This is a genomic window from Achromobacter sp. ISS7, assembly GCF_056523125.1.
On sequence record NZ_JAWRZD010000001.1, the window covers coordinates 608049 to 624775 of the forward strand.

A 16727-nucleotide genomic window follows, 5' to 3' on the forward strand; every position below is an offset into this window, starting at 1 on the left:
CAGGGGCGCCCGGCGGGCGGCGGCCGAATCGGCCAAAGGGCGGTTTTCGATCGTCCGACTAGGTACAATTCTGCCTATGTCCGAAGCCGTAACAAACCCGTCCCCATTTGTTCACCTGCGCGTTCACTCCGAGTTCTCGGTGGTGGACGGCCTCGTGCGCATCCCCGACCTCATCAAGCGCGTCGCCAAGCTGGGCCAGCCCGCCGTCGCGCTGACCGATCTGTCGAACCTGTTCGGCCTGATCAAGTTCTACAAGGGCGCGCGCGGCGCGGGCATCAAGCCCATCGCCGGTTGCGACGTCTGGCTGAGTAACGACGACGACCCGTCCAAGCCGTTCCGCGTGCTGTTGCTGGTGCGCAACCACCAGGGTTACCTGAACCTGTGCGAACTGCTGTCGCGCTCGTTCCTGACCAACCAGGGCAAGGGCCGCGCCGAGATCCGCCGTGAATGGCTGCAGGGCCAGGACGGCCTGATCGTGCTGTCGGGCGGCCGCGGCGGCGACGTCGGCCAGGCGCTGGACGCCGGCAACGCGGTGTCGGCGCTGGCGCTGGCGCGCCAGTGGGCGCACCTGTTCCCGGGCAGCTACTACATCGAACTGCAGCGCGCCGGCATGGACGGCGACGAAGCCTACACCCAGGCCGCCATGCGCCTGGCGGCCGAGGCCGGCCTGCCGGTGGTGGCCACGCATCCGGTGCAGTTCCTGGACGAATACGAATTCCAGGCGCACGAGGCCCGCGTCTGCATCGCCGAAGGCGAGATCCTGGCCAACCCGCGCCGCGTGCGCCGCTTCACCAAAGAGCAGTACCTGCTCAGTTCCGAGGAAATGGCGCGCCGCTTCGCCGACGTGCCCTCGGCGCTGGCCAACACGGTCGAGATCGCCAAGCGCTGCAACCTCAGCCTGGTGCTGGGCAAGCCGCGCCTGCCCAACTTCCCCACGCCCGAAGGCGTGTCGCTGGACGACTACCTGGTGCAGCTGTCCGAAGAGGGCCTGGAAAAGCGCATGGCCTTCCTGTTCCCGGACAGCGCCGAGCGTGAGTCCAAGCGCGAGCAGTACTACGAGCGCCTGCGCTGGGAGTGCAAGACCATCATCCAGATGGGCTTTCCCGGCTACTTCCTGATCGTGCAGGACTTCATCAACTGGGGCAAGAACAACGGCGTGCCGGTCGGCCCGGGCCGGGGCTCGGGCGCCGGTTCGCTGGTGGCCTACGCGCTGGGCATTACCGACCTGGATCCGATCCGCTACGACTTGCTGTTCGAGCGCTTCCTGAATCCCGAGCGGGTCTCGATGCCCGACTTCGATATCGACTTCTGCCAGGACAACCGCGAACGCGTCATCGACTACGTCAAGGAAAAGTACGGCCGCGCCGCCGTGAGCCAGATCGCCACCTTCGGTACCTTGGGCGCCAAGGCCGTGGTGCGCGACGCCGGCCGGGTGCTGGACATGCCCTACATGTTCTGCGACGGCCTGTCCAAGCTGATCCCGTTCAACCCGATGGATCCGTGGACGCTCGAACGCACGCTGAAGGACGAGCCGGCCTTCAAGGACCGCTACGAGCAGGAAGAGGAAGTGCGCGCGCTGGTCGACCTGGCCAAGCCGCTCGAAGGCCTGACCCGCAACATCGGCATGCACGCCGGCGGCGTGCTGATCGCGCCCGGCAAGCTCACCGACTTCTGCCCGCTGTATTGCCAGGCGGGGCAGGAGAACAGCGCCGTCTCGCAGTTCGACAAGGACGACGTCGAAGCCGCCGGCCTGGTGAAGTTCGACTTCCTGGGCCTGCGCAACCTGACCATCCTGGACTGGGCGGTGCGCTACGTGCGCCAGTTCAACGCGGACAAGCGCGACTTCGACGTCATGGCCCTGGCGCTGGACGATCCGGCGGCCTACAAGATCCTTTGCGACGCCAACACCACCGCGGTGTTCCAGCTGGAATCGCGCGGCATGAAGGAGCTGCTCAAGAAGCTGCGGCCCAACACCTTCGAAGACATCATCGCCATGCTGGCCCTGTACCGTCCGGGGCCGCTGGAATCGGGCATGGTGGACGACTTCGTCAACCGCAAGCACGGCCGCGCCGCGGTGGACTACTTCCACAACGATCTGGAGAGCACGCTCAAGAGCACCTACGGGGTCATCGTCTACCAGGAACAGGTGATGCTGATCTCGCAGATCATCGGCGGCTACTCGCTGGGCGGCGCCGACCTGCTACGGCGCGCCATGGGCAAGAAAAAGCCCGAGGAAATGGCCAAGCACCGCGAGCTGTTCGAGCAGGGCGCCAAGGAAAAGGGCCATGACCCCGACCTCGCCGTCAAGCTGTTCGACCTGATGGAGAAGTTCGCGGGCTACGGCTTCAACAAGTCGCACTCGGCCGCGTACGCGCTGATCTCGTACCAGACCGCCTGGCTCAAGGCCTACCACCCGACCGAATTCCTGGCCGCCACCATGTCCTCCGACATGGACGACACGGACAAGGTCCAGATCTTCTGCCGCGACGCCCAGGACAACGGCGTCGAGGTGCTGCCGCCGGACGTCAACTTCTCGGGCTACCGCTTCGAGCCGGTGGCCGACCGCTACACCGAAAAGGGCAAGCCGCCGCGCACCATGCGCTACGGCCTGGGGGCGGTCAAGGGCACGGGCCAGGGCGCGGTCGAGGACATCCTGCGCGCGCGCAAGGAAGGCGGCCCGTTCCAGAACCTGTTCGACTTCTGCCGCCGCGTCAGCAAGCACGCGGTCAACCGCCGCACCATCGAGGCCCTGATCAAGGCCGGCGCGTTCGACACCATCGAACCCAACCGCGCCGCCATGCTGGCCTCGGTGCCGACCGCCATGGAAGCGGCCGAGCAGGCCGCGCGCAGCGCCAACCAGTCCTCGCTGTTCGGTGACGACAGCAGCGACGTGGTGGCCGGCGAACTGGCCAAGGTCGCGCCGTGGGACCTGCACAAGAAGCTGACCGAGGAAAAATCGGCGCTGGGCTACTACTACAGCGGCCACCTGTTCGACGCCTGGCGCGACGAAGTGCGCCAGATCGTGCCGATGCAGCTGGCGCGGGTCGAGCCGCAGCGCGACCTGCAATGGATGTGCGGGGTGCTGGCCAGCGTGCGCGTCATGATGACGCGCCGCGGCAAGATGGTGTTCGCGGTGCTGGACGACGGCACCGCGCAGGTCGAGATCTCGGTGTTCAACGAGCTTTACGAAAAGCACCGCAACCGCCTGCGCGAAGACCAGCTGGTCATCGTCCAGGGCAAGGTCAGCAACGACGACTACTCGGGCGGCATGCGCATCGTCGCCGAGCAGCTCTATGACTTGCAGCTGGCGCGCGAGGCGCGCGCCAAGTCGCTGCGCGTCAAGCTCAACGGCGGCGCCGACGCCGCGCGCCTGCGCCAGATGCTCAACCCGTTCCGCGCCGAGCCCGAGAACGGCATCCCCGGCGTGCCGGTCGACATCGTCTACACCAAGAACAATTTCCTGTGCACGGTGCGGCTGGGCGAGGAATGGCGCGTGCGCATGGCCGACACGCTGCTCGAGAACCTGAACGCCTGGACCAAGCCGAACGGCGTGGAGGTCACGTACTGATGCGTATCGTCCACTCGGAAGCCGCCACCAGTTTCGGCGGCCAGGAAGGCCGTATCTTCAAGGAAATGAACGCCATGCGCGCGCGTGGCCATCACCTGGAAGCCATCTGCCAGCCGAGCGCGCTGCTGGCCGAGCGCCTGTCGGACGCCGGCTTCACCGTCCACACGCTGGAGATGGACGGGCCGGTCAACTACCTCAAGGGCGTCGCCGCCATCCGCCGCATCCTGCGCGAAGGCCGCTTCGACGTGCTCAACACCCACAGCCGGCGCGACACCGTGATCGCCGCGGCCGCGGGCCGCCTGGCGGGTACGCCGCTGATCGTGCGCACCCGCCACCTGTCCAACAAGGTCGGCTCGCTCTGGTCGTACACGCGCCTGCCGCATCGCGTCACCACCGTCAGCGACCACGTGCGCGAGCACCTGATCGAGCGCGGCGTGCCGGCCGATCGCGTCGCCACCGTCTATTCGCCCATCGTGCTGCCGCCGCCGGTCGAGCATTCGACCCTGCGCGAGGAACTCGGGCTGGCGCCGGACGACCTGGTGGTCGGCTGTGTCGCCGTGATGCGCGCCACCAAGGGCCACAAAGACCTGATCGACGCCATCGCGCCGCTGATGGCCACCCGGCCCAAGCTACACCTGGTGTTCGTGGGCGGCGGTTCGCCGGTGTTCGAGCAGACCCAGGCCTACGTGGCCGAACGCGGCCTGGCCGATCGCATCCACCTGATGGGCACGCGCCGCGATGTGCCCAACCTGCTGGCCGGCTGCGACCTGTTCGCACTGGCGACCCAGCAGGAGGCCTCCGGCACGGTCTACGTCGAGGCCCAGGCCAGCGGCCTGCCCGTCATCGGCACCGACGTCGGCGGCGTGTCCGAGATGTTCCGCAACGGCGAAACCGGCATCCTGGTGCCGCCCAAGGACCCGGCCGCGCTCACCGCCGCGCTCGAAAAACTGATCGACGACGCCGCGCTGCGCCATCGCATGGGCGAGGCTGGCCGCAAGATGGTCTGGGAAGAGGGCGTGTTCTCGCCCGCCCGCCTGGCCGAGACCACCGAGGCCGTCTACACCCGCTGGCTGGCGGAGCGGCGCGGATGAGCGCGCCCAACGTCCCGGTGCTGATGTACCACCACGTCACGCCGGCCGGCGGCATGATCGCCGCCACGCCGGACGTGTTCGAGGCGCAGATCTCGCGCCTGGCGCGCGCCGGCTACCAGTCGCTGTCGACCGACCAGTTCGCCGCCTACCTGGCCGGCGCGCCGGCGCCCGAGCGCTCGGTGCTGATCACCTTCGACGACGGTTATCTCAACAACTGGGTCCATGCCCATCCGGTGCTGGCGCGCCATGGCATGCGCGCCGTGCTGTTCACCATCACTGGCTGGATCGGCGATGGCCCGGTGCGGCCGCACGCAGGCCAGGGCCTGCCGCTGCCGGCCACGCCCGACCACGACGCCTGCAAGAAGCTGGTGGCCGAGGGCCGCGCCGACGACGCCATGCTGCGCTGGAGCGAGATCGAGGCCATGCAGGCCGCCGGCACCTTCGAATTCCATTCGCACACCCATACCCACACCCGCTGGGACAAGGTCTGCGGCGCCGATATCGCGGCCAAGCGCGCCCACATCGCCCAGGAACTGGCCGATTCGCGCGAGACGCTGGCGCGCCGGCTGGGGCAGGTCAGCGATCACCTCTGCTGGCCGCAGGGCTATTTCGATGCCGATTACGTGGCCGCCGCCCGCCAGGCGGGCTTTCGCCACCTGTACACGACCGACCCGTTCGGCCAGAACACGCCCGGCGCCGATCCCGGGCACATCTACCGCTTCGCGGTGCGCAACCAGGGCGGCACCTGGTTGAACCGGCGCATCTGGCTGTCGCGCGATCCCTTCTGGGGGCCGCGCTATCACGCCTGGAAAGCCTGGAAAAAGCGTCTTAGGAATCGCGGATGAAGTTATCAGTCATTGTCATCACCAAGAACGAAGCGGCCAACATCGCCGACTGCCTCAAGTCGGTCGCCTTCGCCGACGAGTTCATCGTGGTGGATTCGGGCAGCACCGATGGCACGGTGGAACTGGCGCGCGCCCTGGGGGCGCGGGTCGAGGTAACGGCCGACTGGCCCGGTTTCGGCCCGCAGAAGAACCGCGCGCTGGACCTGGCCACCGGCGACTGGGTGCTGTCGATCGACGCCGACGAGCGCGTCACGCCTGAGCTGGCCCGCGAGATCCAGGACACCATCGCCGCGCCGCGCGGCGATGCCTATGAGATCGCCCGCCTGTCGAATTTCTGTGGCCGCGACATCCGCCACAGCGGCTGGTGGCCCGATTACGTGCTGCGCCTGTTCAAGCGCGGCGCGGCGCGTTTCAACGACGTGGTGGTGCACGAACGGGTGGTGCCGGCCAACGGCCAGCCGCCGCTGCGGCTCGCCGGCCACTTCCAGCATTACCCGTACGACAACCTGGACGCGCTGATCACCAAGATCAACCGCTACTCGTCCGACGCCGCCGCCATGATGTACGCCAAGGGCCGCCGCACTTCCGTGCTGGGCGCGCTCGGCCACAGCTTCTGGACCTTCGTGCGCATCTACCTGATCCGGCGCGGCTTTCTCGACGGCCGCCACGGCCTGGTGCTGGCGGTGACGGCCGCTTCGGGCAGCTTCTTCCGCTATTCGAAGCTGATGTTCCTGGCCGAGAAGAACAAGTGAGAATCCTCTATACCAACTTCCACGCCAACAACGGCGGGGGGCACGTCACCTACATCATCAACCTGGCGCGCGCCCTGGCGGCGGAACACCAGATCACGGTCGCCGCGCCCGCCACCAGCCGCCTGTACCGCTATGCCAAGGCGATCCCGGGCGTGACGGTGGTCGAGATGCGCTACACCACCCGGCCCTCGTCCTGGTTCAAGGACCGCGCCCGGCTGCGCCGCCTGATCAAGGACGGCCGCTTCGACATCATCCACGCCAACGGCTCGGCCGACCACAAGCAGGTGATGCTGGCGACGCTTGCCCTGCCGCGCCGCCCGCGCATTGTCTTCACCAAGCACAACGACCATCCGGTCGCCAGCTTCGGCCACAAGCTGCGCGTGGCGCTGGCCACCGACCACAGCATCGCGGTCAGCGACTACATCCACGGCCTGCTGGCGGCCTCGCCCTACGGCAAGCGGCCCATCACCACCATCCGTCACGGCATCGACACGCGCTTTTTCGCGCCGCCGCCGCCCGACAGCCTGGACAAGCTGCGCGAGATCTTCTTCGGGCCGCAATGGCAGGGCAAGCTGCTGCTGGGCAGCGCCGGCGGCACCGACTACGACAAGGGCTGGCTCGACCTGGTGGCCGCCGTGGCGGCGCTGCCGCCGGGCGACCGCGAGCGCGTGCTGCTGCTGGTGGCCGGCGACCCGCCGTCCGAGGCCAAGCTCGACCGCGTGCGCGAACTCGGCATGATCGACCAGGTGCGTTTCCCCGGGCTGCTCGACGACGTGCGCGCGGCGCTGGCCTCGTGCCACGCCGGCTTCGTGCTGTCGTACCGCGAGGCCCTGTCGTTCGCCTGCCGCGAAATCATGGGCCTGGGCCTGCCGGCGCTGGTGACCGATGCCGGCGGCCTGCCCGAGAACGTGACCGACGGCGTCGACGGCTGGATCGTGCCGGTGCGCGACGTGGCCGCCATGACCGCGCGCCTGCGCTTCATGCTGGATGACCCGGAGCAGGTGCGGGCGATGGGGCGGAACGCCCGCCAGACCGCCGAGCGCGACTTCAACCTGGCGCGTTTCGCGCAAGCCACGGTCGACGTCTACCAACGTACATTGGGCGGACACTGAGCCCTTATAATCCGCGCTATGTCTATCCCAATTCTCATGTACCACCAGATCGGCGAGCCCAACCCCAAGGGCACGCCGTTCCGCGGCCTGACGGTGCACCCGGACGATTTCGCGCGCCAGATGCGCTGGATGCGCTTCCTGGGCTATCGCGGCCTGTCGATGCGCGACGTCATGCCCTACGTGCGCGGCGAGCGCCGCGGCAAGGTGTTCGGCCTGACCTTCGACGACGGCTACCGCAACGTGGTCCAGAACGCGATGCCGGTGCTGGACAAGCTGGGCTTCACCGCCACCAACTACCTGGTGGCCAACCAGTTCGACGGCGGCAACGTCTGGGACGCCAAGATCGGCATTCCGTTCTCGCCGCTGATGACGGTCGACGAGATGCGCCAGTGGGCCGCGTCCGGCCACGAGGTCGGCTCGCACACCCTGGACCACGTCCACCTGCCCGAAATGACGCCCGACGAGGCGCGCCGCCAGATGGTCGAGTCCAAGGACGCGCTGGAACATGTGCTGGGCGCGCCCGTCACCGCCTTCTGCTATCCCTACGGCGACCACGGCCCGGAACACCTGGTCATGGCGCGCGAAGCGGGCTATGACAACGCCACGCTGACCAAGCGCGGCCTGGCCAACGCCAGCGACGATCCCTTCGGCCTGCCGCGGGTCACGGTGTCGCGTTCGACCGGCATCTTCCGTTTCCTGCAGAAATGCCTGACGCGCTATGAAGACATCCGCGGACGCGGCTGAGCGGCGGCTGCGGATCGCACTGCTGGTCGACCGCTTCGGCAACCGTTTCGGCGGCGCCGAGGCCTACGGCGTCGAACTCATGCGCGTGCTGGGCGAGCGCCACGACATTTCCGTGGTGGCGCGCGACTTCGACAGCGACCTGCCGTTTCCCTTCCTGCCCGTGCGTTTCCCCGGTTGGCTGCCCAGCTGGATGCGGGTGCTGTATTTCGCCTGGAAGGCCGATCGCCTGACCCGCGGCCGCTACGACATCGTGCATTCGCACATGAACGGCTGGGCCGGTGAAATCCAGGTCATGCACGTCACGCCGGTGCGCTACAACCGCCTGACCCGGGTCAAGCCGCTCAAGCGCGCGCTGGCCTGGATCAGCCCGCGGCTGGCCACCTACCTGCTGCTGGAGAAATTCCGCGTGCGCCGCGCGCCCGCGCGGCGCGTGGTGGCGGTGTCGGGCCTCATCATGGACCAGCTGCACCGCAGCTACGGCCCGCAGCTGCCGGTCGAGATCATCGCGCCCGGCGTCAAGCTGCCCGCGCCCGAGGCCGCCGCGGCCCGCGCCGCCACCCGCGCCGAACTCGGCTGGGACGACGCCACCATCGGCTGTCTGCTGGTGGCCCGCAATCCGTTGCGCAAGGGCCTGCCCGCGCTGCTCGACGCCCTGGCGCTGCTGCCGGCGCCCTATCGCCTGCTGGTGGTGGGCGCCGACGAAGCCACCCGCGACCGCGTGCGCGCGGCCGGCGCGGTCGCCAGCCGCGTCACCCTGGTGGATCCCACGCCCGAGGTCGCCCGCTATTTCGCGGCGGCCGACATCTACGCCCATCCCACGCTCAACGACAGCTACGCCATGGCGCCGCTGGAAGCCATGTCGCACGGCCTGCCGGTGGTGGTCAGTTCGCCCGCCTATTGCGGCTTCGCCCAGTACCTGTCGGCCGGCAAGGACGCGCTGATCCTGCAGGACCCGCGCGACGGCGCCCAGTTGGCGCAGGCCCTGCAACGCCTGGGCGACGAGCCCGAGCTGCGCGCCGCGTTGTCCCAGCGCGGCCTGGCGATCGCCCGCGACCAGAGCTGGGAAACCGTGGCGGCGCGCTACGAGGACCTGTATCAGGCCGTGCTGGCCGAGCGCGCCTGACGGCGGCCGCGAGGCCCGTGCCAGAAACGACAACGGGACCGCGAGGTCCCGTTGTGCATTCAGTGCGCCGGCGCCGTGGCGCGTTCGAGTTCGCCCAGCCAGCGCACCGCATATTCCCGATCCGGCCCGCACATTTCGGCCTGGGCCTGCAGTCCGCCGCAGAAATCCGGCCGCGACGGCTGGCCGAAGATCGCGCAGCGCATATCCGGCAGCAACTGGATACAGGGCACGCCCGCCGGCTTGCCGTCCGGCATTCCCGGGATCGGCCGGGTGATCGACGGCGCGATGCAACAGGCGCCGCATCCCGGCCGACAGGCCAGCGCCGTCGCCATGCTCAGACCCACCCGCGCAGCCAGTACACGAACAGGCCGGCGTATTCCTTGATGATCGAGCGGCTGGCGTCGAAGGTGCGCTGGTCGGGCAGCCAGCGGTTGAGCGAACCGTCGGTCGGCGCCACGATCTGCGGCGGCGCGGGCGCGGCGATGGCGACCACGCCCTGCTTGGAGAAGGCCGCCATGGCGCGCGGCATGTGCAGCGCCGAGGTCACCAGCAGCACCTTGCCGATGCCGCGCGTCTTGAGCTGGTCTTCGGTCAGGGCCGCGTTCTCGTAGGTGGTGCGGCTGGCGTTTTCCAGGATCAGGGCCGATTCCGGCACGCCCTGCTGGCGGATGGCATGCGCCATGCCGCGGGCCTCGCTGACGTCGCCTTCCAGGGCGCCGCCGGACAGCACCACCTTGGGGGCGCGGCCGGCCAGGTACAGCTGCGCGGCGGTGTCCACGCGCACTACCGCGGTGTCCTTGTCGTAAGGCAGGAACCAGTTGGCGCGCCCGTTGGCGGTGTTGCCGCCCAGCACCACGATGGCGTCGGCCGTCGGCGACTCGGTCGGCGGCAGGTGCGGATAGCGGCTTTCCAGCGCGCCGCCCAGCCACAGCGAGGTGGCCGGCAGCGACCAGGCCAGCGCCCACAGCAGGCCGGCGACGATCAGGGCGCCACCGGTCTTGCGCAGCCGGAACAGGCCGAGCACCAGGCCGATCACCACCAGGGTCAGGCACAGGTTGTAGGGGATGATCAGATTCGTGAGGTAGCTGGACATGATGGTCATTTCAAAACTAAGCGTTTACTGCGCGCCGTCCAGTAACTGGCCGGCCTGCCGTTCCACCTCCTCGGTGGACGGCCAGGCGGTTTCCGAACCGACGCATACCGCGCGGGGCGACCACGGCCCGGTGCGGCCGGGGCGGGTGACGCCGAACAGCGTCAACTCGCGGGCGCCTGCCGCGGCGGCCACGTGCGAGACGCCGGAATCGTTGCAAATCACCAACGCCGCACGCGCCGTCAGCGCGGCGAACGCGCCCAGCGGCAGCGGGGGCAGCAACTGCGCCGTCGGCGCATTGCGCCGGGCTTCCTCGGTTTCCGCCGGAGGGGGGCACATTACCACGGTATGGCCCCGGGCTTGCAGCGTGCGGGTAAGTGTATCGAATCCCGGCCACACCTTGATCCTGCCTTTGTGCAGGCCGGTCGCGGTGGGGGCGATCAGGACGAAGCGCTGGCCGGCCAGGCCGGCCGCTTCCAGGGCCAGGCTGGCGGTCTGCTGGTGGGCCGGCGTCAGCGGCAGGTCGAGCGTCGGGCCCGGCTCGGCGGGGCCGGCCGGCAGCCCCCAGCGGGCCAGCGCCTCGCGGGTCAGGTGGTGCCACGACTGCACCGCGTGCAGCCCGGCGTCCGGCTTGGCCACCGGCCAGCGCAGCAGGAAGCTGCGGCCGTCGTCGCGGTAGCCGGCCGACGGCAGTCCCGCCAGCCGGAACACCAGCGCGCTCGACAGCGAATCCGGCAACAGCAGTCCGCGGGCGCGGCGGCCGTCGGCGCCCAGCGAGCGGCGGTGCGCGCTGACCTTGGCACGATCCGGCCCCACTTTGCCCAGCATCGGCAGGAACTCCCGCTTCTCGATGCCATCCAACAGGTCCCGGGCCCAGGGGCGGGCGCAGATCACCAGGGGCAGGCCGGCGGCCTGCAGGGTGCGCAGGCTGGGCAGGCTCATGCAGACATCACCCACCCAGTTGGGCAGGCGGACGTAAAGGCAACTGATTTCGGACATGGACAGGCGCGCGGCGCGATAGGGGCTGAAGGGGGGACGCCCGGCCCCGCGCGGCAACGCGTAGCCAGTACAATCCGGGGCACAATTGTATAAAAGCGAGTGATTCCATTGAATTCTGCCGCACGCAACGCGCCTGCGGGCTCCCAGCCCGTCAAAGCTGAACTCTGGAGCCGTATCTACACCCGGGTCGGCTCCTACTGGAAGGGGCTGGTGCTGGCGACCCTGCTGATGGCCGGCGCCGCCGCCACGCAGCCCACGCTGGCCGTCATTATGAAGCCGTTGCTGGACGAGGGCTTCTCGGGCGCCAAACCCTATTATGTCTGGGCGCTGCCGCTGGCGGTGGTGGGCCTGATCTTCGTGCGCGGCGTCTGCAACTTCTTCAGCGACTACCTGCTGGCCTGGGTCGCCAACAACGTCCTGCTGGGCATGCGGCGCGACATGTTCGAACGCCTGCTGGGCCTGCCCGACGCCGACTTCAAGCGCGGCGACACCGGCCGGCTGCTGAACCGCTTCACCATCGACGCCGGCAACGTCACCGGCTACGCCACCGACGTCATCACGGTGCTGGTGCGCGAGACCCTGGTGGTCATCGCGCTGATCTGCGTGCTGCTGTACATGTCGTGGGTGCTGACGCTGATCATCCTGATCATGCTGCCGGTCTCGGTGCTGATCGCCCGCATCTTCATCAAGCGCCTGCGCCGCATCAACCGCGAAACCGTCAACATGAACGCCGAACTGACCCGCGTGGTCAGCGAGGGCATCGACGGCCAGCGCGTCATCAAGCTGTTCGACGGCTATGAAGTCGAGCGCGGCCGTTTCGATTTCGTCAGCACCCGCCTGCGCCGCTTCGCCATGCGCACCGCCACCGCCGACGCGGCCCTGACGCCGCTGACGCAGGTCTGCATCTCGATCTCGGTGGGCGCGGTCATCGCCGTGGCCCTGAGCCAGGCCAACAGCGGCGCGCTCACCGTCGGCAGCTTCGCCTCCTTCATGGCGGCGCTGGCCCAGATCTTCGATCCGATCAAGCGCCTGACCAACCTGGCCGCCCGCATGCAGAAGATGCTGGTGTCCGCCGAAAGCGTGTTCACGCTGATCGACCAGGTTCCCGAAGGCGACGACGGCACGCGCGAGCTGCCCGAGCCGGTGCGCGGCAAGGTTGAATTCCGCAACGTCACCCATCGCTTCTCCGACGCCGACCGCGACACCGTCAACGACGTGTCGTTCATCGTCGAGCCCGGCCAGACCGTGGCCCTGGTGGGGCGTTCCGGCAGCGGCAAGACCACGCTGGTCAACATGCTGCCGCGCTTCGTCCTGGCCGACAGCGGCGCCATTTTCGTGGACGACGTGCCGATCAACGACCTGAAGCTGCGCAGCCTGCGCTCGCACCTGTCGCTGGTGAGCCAGGACGTGGTGCTGTTCGACGACACCATCGCCGCCAACGTCGGCTATGGCGCGCTCGGCCAGGCCAGCGAGCAGCAGGTGCGCGACGCCCTGGCCGCCGCCAACCTGCTGGAGTTCGTCGAAGGCCTGCCGCAGGGCATCAACACCCCCGTCGGCGAGAACGCCGCCCGCCTGTCCGGCGGCCAGCGCCAGCGCCTGGCGATCGCCCGCGCCCTGATCAAGAACGCGCCCATCCTGATCCTCGACGAAGCCACCTCCGCGCTCGACAACGAATCCGAACGCCAGGTCCAGTCCTCGCTCGAGCGCCTCATGAAGGGCCGCACCACGCTGGTCATCGCGCACCGCCTGTCGACCGTGCAGAACGCCGACCGCATCATCGTGCTCGACGCCGGCAAGATCGTCGAGCAGGGCGCGCATCCCGAGCTGCTGGCCGCCAATGGCCTGTATGCCTCGCTCTACAAGATGCAGTTCCGCGAAGACTGATCCCGCGCGGCGCCTCGCGCGCCGCGCCAGGCCGCCACCCAGGAGCCGCCCATGTCCCTGCCCGCCGAAGGCAACCAGCTCGTCAACGTCGTCGTTCTGCTGGGGGCCGCGGTGGTGGCGGTGCCCCTGTTCAAGCGCCTGGGCCTGGGCTCCGTCCTGGGCTACCTGGCCGCCGGGCTGGCCATCGGCCCGTTCGGCATCGGCTGGTTCTCCGACCCTCGATCCATCCTGCACGTCGCCGAACTCGGCGTGGTGATGTTCCTCTTCATCATCGGCCTGGAAATGCAGCCGTCGCGGCTATGGAAGCTGCGCGGCGAGATCTTCGGGCTGGGCGTGGCCCAGGTGCTGGCCTGTGGCGCGTTGCTGACCGTGGTCGGCCTGGCCGCCGGCCTGTCGGGCCTGGCCGCCTTCATGGCGGCGATGGGCTTCGTGCTGTCGTCCACCGCCATCGTCATGCAGATCCTGGCCGAGCGCGACGAGACCGCCAGCGCCCAGGGCCAGCGCATCGTCTCCATCCTGCTGCTCGAAGACCTGGCCATCGTGCCGCTGCTGGCCCTGGTGGCGCTGCTGGCGCCGGCCGGCGCCAGCGAGCATGGCGATCCCTGGCTGCAGTCGGCCATCGCCCTCGGTTGCGTGCTGGCGCTGCTGGCGGCCGGGCGCTGGCTGCTCAATCCGCTGTTCCGGCTGCTGGCCGCCGCGCATGCGCGCGAAGTCATGACGGCCGCGGCCCTGCTGGTGGTGCTGGGGGCGGCGCTGTTGATGGAGCTGGGCGGGTTGTCCATGGCCATGGGCGCGTTCCTGGCCGGGGTGCTGCTGTCCGAATCCACCTTCCGCCATCAGCTGGAAGCCGAGGTCGAACCCTTCCGCGGCATCCTGCTGGGCCTGTTCTTCCTGGGCGTGGGCATGTCGCTGGACCTGGCCGCCGTGGCCCGCGAATGGCAGCTGATCCTGGCCGGCGTGGTGGTGTTCATGGTGGTCAAGTCGGTGGGCGTCTACCTAGTCGCCCGCCTGCTGCGCGCCAGCCATGCCGAGGCGCTGACCCGCGCGGCCCTGCTGGCGCAGGGCGGCGAATTCGCCTTCGTGCTGTATGGCGCCGCCGCGGCCGCCGGTATCTTCGACGCGCACCTGGCCGCGGTGCTGATCGCGGTGGTCATCATATCCATGGCGCTGACGCCGCTGTGCGTGCTGGCGCTGCGCTGGCTGCTGCCCAAGCCGGTGCCGTCGATGGAGGGCGTGGATGTCGCCCAGGACCTGGACGGCTGCGCGCTGATCGTCGGTTTCGGCCGCTTCGGCCAGATCGTGACCCAGGCGATGCTGGCGCGCGACATCAAGGTATCGATCCTGGATACCGACACCGACGCCATCCGCGCCGCCGCCAAGTGGGGCGTCAAGGTGTATTACGGGGACGGAACCCGTATCGACATGCTGCGCACCGCGGGCGCCGAAACCGCCAAGGTCATCCTGATCTGCATCGACAATCCGCAGTCGGTCAATCACATGGTCAAGCTGATCAAGGCCGAATTCCCGCTAGTGCAACTGGTGGTGCGGGCCTATGACCGCATCCATTCCCTGGCGCTGGCCAGGGAAGGGGTCGATTACCAAGTGCGCGAGACCCTGGAATCCGCCATGGTGTTCGGCGAGGCGGCGCTACGCGTCATCGGCGTGCCGCCGGACGAAGCCGCCGAGGTCCTGGCGGACGTGCGCAAGCGCGACACCGACCGGTTCGCGCTGGAGGTGGCGGGGGGGCTGTTCGCCGGCCGGTCGCTGCTGTATGGCAACATGACCGGTCCGGCCGACGGCCGTAACGACCAGGCCGACCGGGAAACCGTGGCGCCGGCCGGCCACGCCGAGCCTGGTGCGCCGGCATGACCGGCGTATGACAGGTCTTTTGGATGATGTATTACAGCGTCTTTTCATTACTTTACGCTTCATTTCACGCGCAAGCCTGAGCGGCTGAGGTAGATTGATCTCCATCGGCGCTTCACTTCCGAAGCGCCTCTGCCAGGGGCCTGCCATGCTGCAATCCGATCGGATTTCCACGACCCCGCACGCTGTCGGGCTTGAGCTTGCGCGGCGGCAAGCCACGACCCTGCACTGCGGGTTTTCCGCCGGCGCGATGCGCCAATTGGTCCAGTCGACGCGCGGGGTCGGCCCGGCCTGGGCCATCAACGCCCACCGCGAAACCGACAAGGCGCGCGGCGCCAAGGCCTTTCCCTTCCGGATCGCCGCCACGGCATCCTGAAGGCGGGCGCGTGGCCGTGGGGGCGCGGGCCGCGCTCGCCGGTTGTCAGAGCTGGGCCATCGCCGCCCGGCTCTTGCCGGCGGACTTGGCCAGATACAACGCCTGGTCCGCCGCATGCAGCACCGCGGCCGTGTCGGCGCCGTGGCGCGGGATCAGCGCGATGCCGATGCTGCCGCCGATATACACCGGCATGGCCTGCTGCAAATCATAGGGCTGCCTGACGCTGTCGATGATCCGGTCGGAAAACCGCCGGATATCCTCATTGCCGTCCAGCCGCATCAACAGCACGAACTCGTCGCCGCCGATCCGGCCGGCCTCGGCGCCCGGCGGCTTGAGCGCCTGCAGGCGTTCGGATACCTGCTTGAGCAGCGTGTCGCCGGCGCCATGGCCATAGGTGTCGTTGACCGACTTGAAGCCATCCAGGTCCAGGTACAGCACCGCGAATTCCGCCTTGCCCTGGCTGGCCCGGCTCACCGCCTGGTCCAGCGCGCGCAGCAGGCCGTAGCGGTTCAGCAACCCGGTCAGCGAATCCTGCCGCGCCTGGCGCTCGTTCTCCCGCTCGGCCAGCATGGTCGACACCAGCATGCCGTTCAGCCGGTACGAGGCCATCGACATCGAAGTCATGTAGAGCGGCACCTGCACCAGTACCAGCCAGAAAATCGGCTCCTGGGTGAACAGCGCCGCCAGCGCGCACGGGCCCACGCTCAGCGCCACCATCGCCGCCGACAGCCGCGGCGCGCCGAAATTGCGCACGCAGATGCCGCCGACCATCGAGGCGGCCGACAGGCAGGCCAGCGTCGCCGCGATCCAGTCGCCGCTGGTCAGGCTGATGAAGGTGCCGTAGCCCACGCTGCCGGCCCAGAACAGCGCCAGCACCACGTACAGGTCGGTCGGGGTCGGCCGGTGGGCCAGCGCCGAGCGCCGCGCCGCCACCAGCACCACGATGCGGGTGGCGCAGATCAGCGATTCCATCGCCAGCCACAGCAGGAAGGGCGGCTCGGGCCGGCGCAGCGTGATCAGCGCCGCCACCAGCAAGGTATTGATGATGCCGCCAAAGAAGATCGGCAGGGATCCGAACAGGCCGCCCACCAGCGCCACGCGGATATCCGGCGGCACGTTGCGGCCGGGGTCGACCAGCCACCGCGTGAGCCGCCGGGTGGGTACGCTGTAAATCCTGTCCTGGATGTTCATAGCTTCGTTAAATGGGAAGGGCGGGCGCGGCGCCGCTGGCGCCATCTTGCCTGCCCGTATGGCCTTGCGGCATTATGACCGGTAAA

14 protein-coding genes are annotated in these 16727 nt (G+C 68.8%); 10 read left to right on the forward strand and 4 right to left on the reverse strand.

The window, feature by feature from the left end:
* Nucleotides 1-76: 76 nt before the first annotated feature.
* The 7 genes from dnaE to AC1HFW_RS02795 are packed head-to-tail and all read left to right on the forward strand — an operon-like array spanning nucleotide 77 to nucleotide 9235.
* Nucleotides 77-3568 carry a DNA polymerase III subunit alpha gene (gene dnaE / locus AC1HFW_RS02765; protein ID WP_061071971.1) on the forward strand — a complete coding sequence of 1164 codons (3492 nt, stop codon included), beginning with the start codon at nucleotides 77-79 and terminating at the stop codon, nucleotides 3566-3568.
* On the forward strand, nucleotides 3568-4659 hold the full coding sequence (locus AC1HFW_RS02770; RefSeq protein WP_479281689.1) for a glycosyltransferase family 4 protein: 1092 nt from the start codon (nucleotides 3568-3570) through the stop codon (nucleotides 4657-4659). The genes dnaE and AC1HFW_RS02770 overlap by 1 nt, the downstream gene beginning before the upstream one ends.
* A complete protein-coding gene (locus AC1HFW_RS02775; protein ID WP_238891929.1) occupies nucleotides 4656-5504 on the forward strand; it encodes a polysaccharide deacetylase family protein in 849 nt (282 codons plus the stop codon). The genes AC1HFW_RS02770 and AC1HFW_RS02775 overlap by 4 nt, the downstream gene beginning before the upstream one ends.
* Nucleotides 5501-6256 carry a glycosyltransferase family 2 protein gene (locus AC1HFW_RS02780; RefSeq protein ID WP_479281692.1) on the forward strand — a complete coding sequence of 252 codons (756 nt, stop codon included), beginning with the start codon at nucleotides 5501-5503 and terminating at the stop codon, nucleotides 6254-6256. The genes AC1HFW_RS02775 and AC1HFW_RS02780 overlap by 4 nt, the downstream gene beginning before the upstream one ends.
* Nucleotides 6253-7368 carry a glycosyltransferase family 4 protein gene (locus AC1HFW_RS02785; RefSeq protein WP_479281694.1) on the forward strand — a complete coding sequence of 372 codons (1116 nt, stop codon included), beginning with the start codon at nucleotides 6253-6255 and terminating at the stop codon, nucleotides 7366-7368. Before AC1HFW_RS02780 ends, AC1HFW_RS02785 begins: the two co-directional genes overlap by 4 nt.
* An 18-nt stretch (nucleotides 7369-7386) precedes the next feature.
* Nucleotides 7387-8112 (forward strand): polysaccharide deacetylase family protein, encoded by a 726-nt coding sequence (locus AC1HFW_RS02790; RefSeq protein WP_479281696.1) that lies wholly within the window; start codon nucleotides 7387-7389, stop codon nucleotides 8110-8112.
* The gene (locus AC1HFW_RS02795) at nucleotides 8087-9235 is read left to right on the forward strand and encodes a glycosyltransferase family 4 protein (protein WP_479281698.1); all 1149 of its coding nucleotides are present in this window, start codon (nucleotides 8087-8089) and stop codon (nucleotides 9233-9235) included. Before AC1HFW_RS02790 ends, AC1HFW_RS02795 begins: the two co-directional genes overlap by 26 nt.
* Before the next feature lie 59 nt (nucleotides 9236-9294).
* Here AC1HFW_RS02795 and AC1HFW_RS02800 read toward each other — a convergent pair whose 3' ends face one another.
* Genes AC1HFW_RS02800 through AC1HFW_RS02810 form a run of 3 tightly spaced genes read right to left on the reverse strand, consistent with a single transcriptional unit; the run spans nucleotide 9295 to nucleotide 11324 of the window.
* On the reverse strand, nucleotides 9295-9567 hold the full coding sequence (locus tag AC1HFW_RS02800) for a YkgJ family cysteine cluster protein (protein WP_061074380.1): 273 nt from the start codon (nucleotides 9565-9567) through the stop codon (nucleotides 9295-9297).
* A 2-nt stretch (nucleotides 9568-9569) separates the two neighbouring features.
* Nucleotides 9570-10337, reverse strand: a complete 768-nt coding sequence (locus tag AC1HFW_RS02805) for a YdcF family protein (RefSeq protein WP_006393900.1) — start codon at nucleotides 10335-10337, stop codon at nucleotides 9570-9572.
* A 15-nt stretch (nucleotides 10338-10352) separates the two neighbouring features.
* A complete protein-coding gene (locus AC1HFW_RS02810; RefSeq protein WP_479281700.1) occupies nucleotides 10353-11324 on the reverse strand; it encodes a glycosyltransferase family 9 protein in 972 nt (323 codons plus the stop codon).
* A 108-nt stretch (nucleotides 11325-11432) separates the two neighbouring features.
* On the opposite strand from AC1HFW_RS02810, the gene msbA reads away from it, so the two are divergent.
* From msbA to AC1HFW_RS02825, 3 genes are all read left to right on the forward strand, one after another.
* Nucleotides 11433-13208 carry a lipid A export permease/ATP-binding protein MsbA gene (gene msbA / locus AC1HFW_RS02815; protein WP_035360143.1) on the forward strand — a complete coding sequence of 592 codons (1776 nt, stop codon included), beginning with the start codon at nucleotides 11433-11435 and terminating at the stop codon, nucleotides 13206-13208.
* A 51-nt stretch (nucleotides 13209-13259) separates the two neighbouring features.
* Nucleotides 13260-15077, forward strand: coding sequence for a monovalent cation:proton antiporter-2 (CPA2) family protein (locus AC1HFW_RS02820; RefSeq protein WP_479281702.1), 1818 nt, complete (start codon nucleotides 13260-13262; stop codon nucleotides 15075-15077).
* 145 nt (nucleotides 15078-15222) lie between these two features.
* The gene (locus AC1HFW_RS02825; protein WP_479281704.1) at nucleotides 15223-15450 is read left to right on the forward strand and encodes a hypothetical protein; all 228 of its coding nucleotides are present in this window, start codon (nucleotides 15223-15225) and stop codon (nucleotides 15448-15450) included.
* Between the two features lie 45 nt (nucleotides 15451-15495).
* Here the strand turns inward: AC1HFW_RS02825 and AC1HFW_RS02830 are convergent, their stop codons facing one another.
* Nucleotides 15496-16641 (reverse strand): diguanylate cyclase domain-containing protein, encoded by a 1146-nt coding sequence (locus AC1HFW_RS02830; protein WP_479281706.1) that lies wholly within the window; start codon nucleotides 16639-16641, stop codon nucleotides 15496-15498.
* Between the last annotated feature and the right edge of the window lie 86 nt (nucleotides 16642-16727).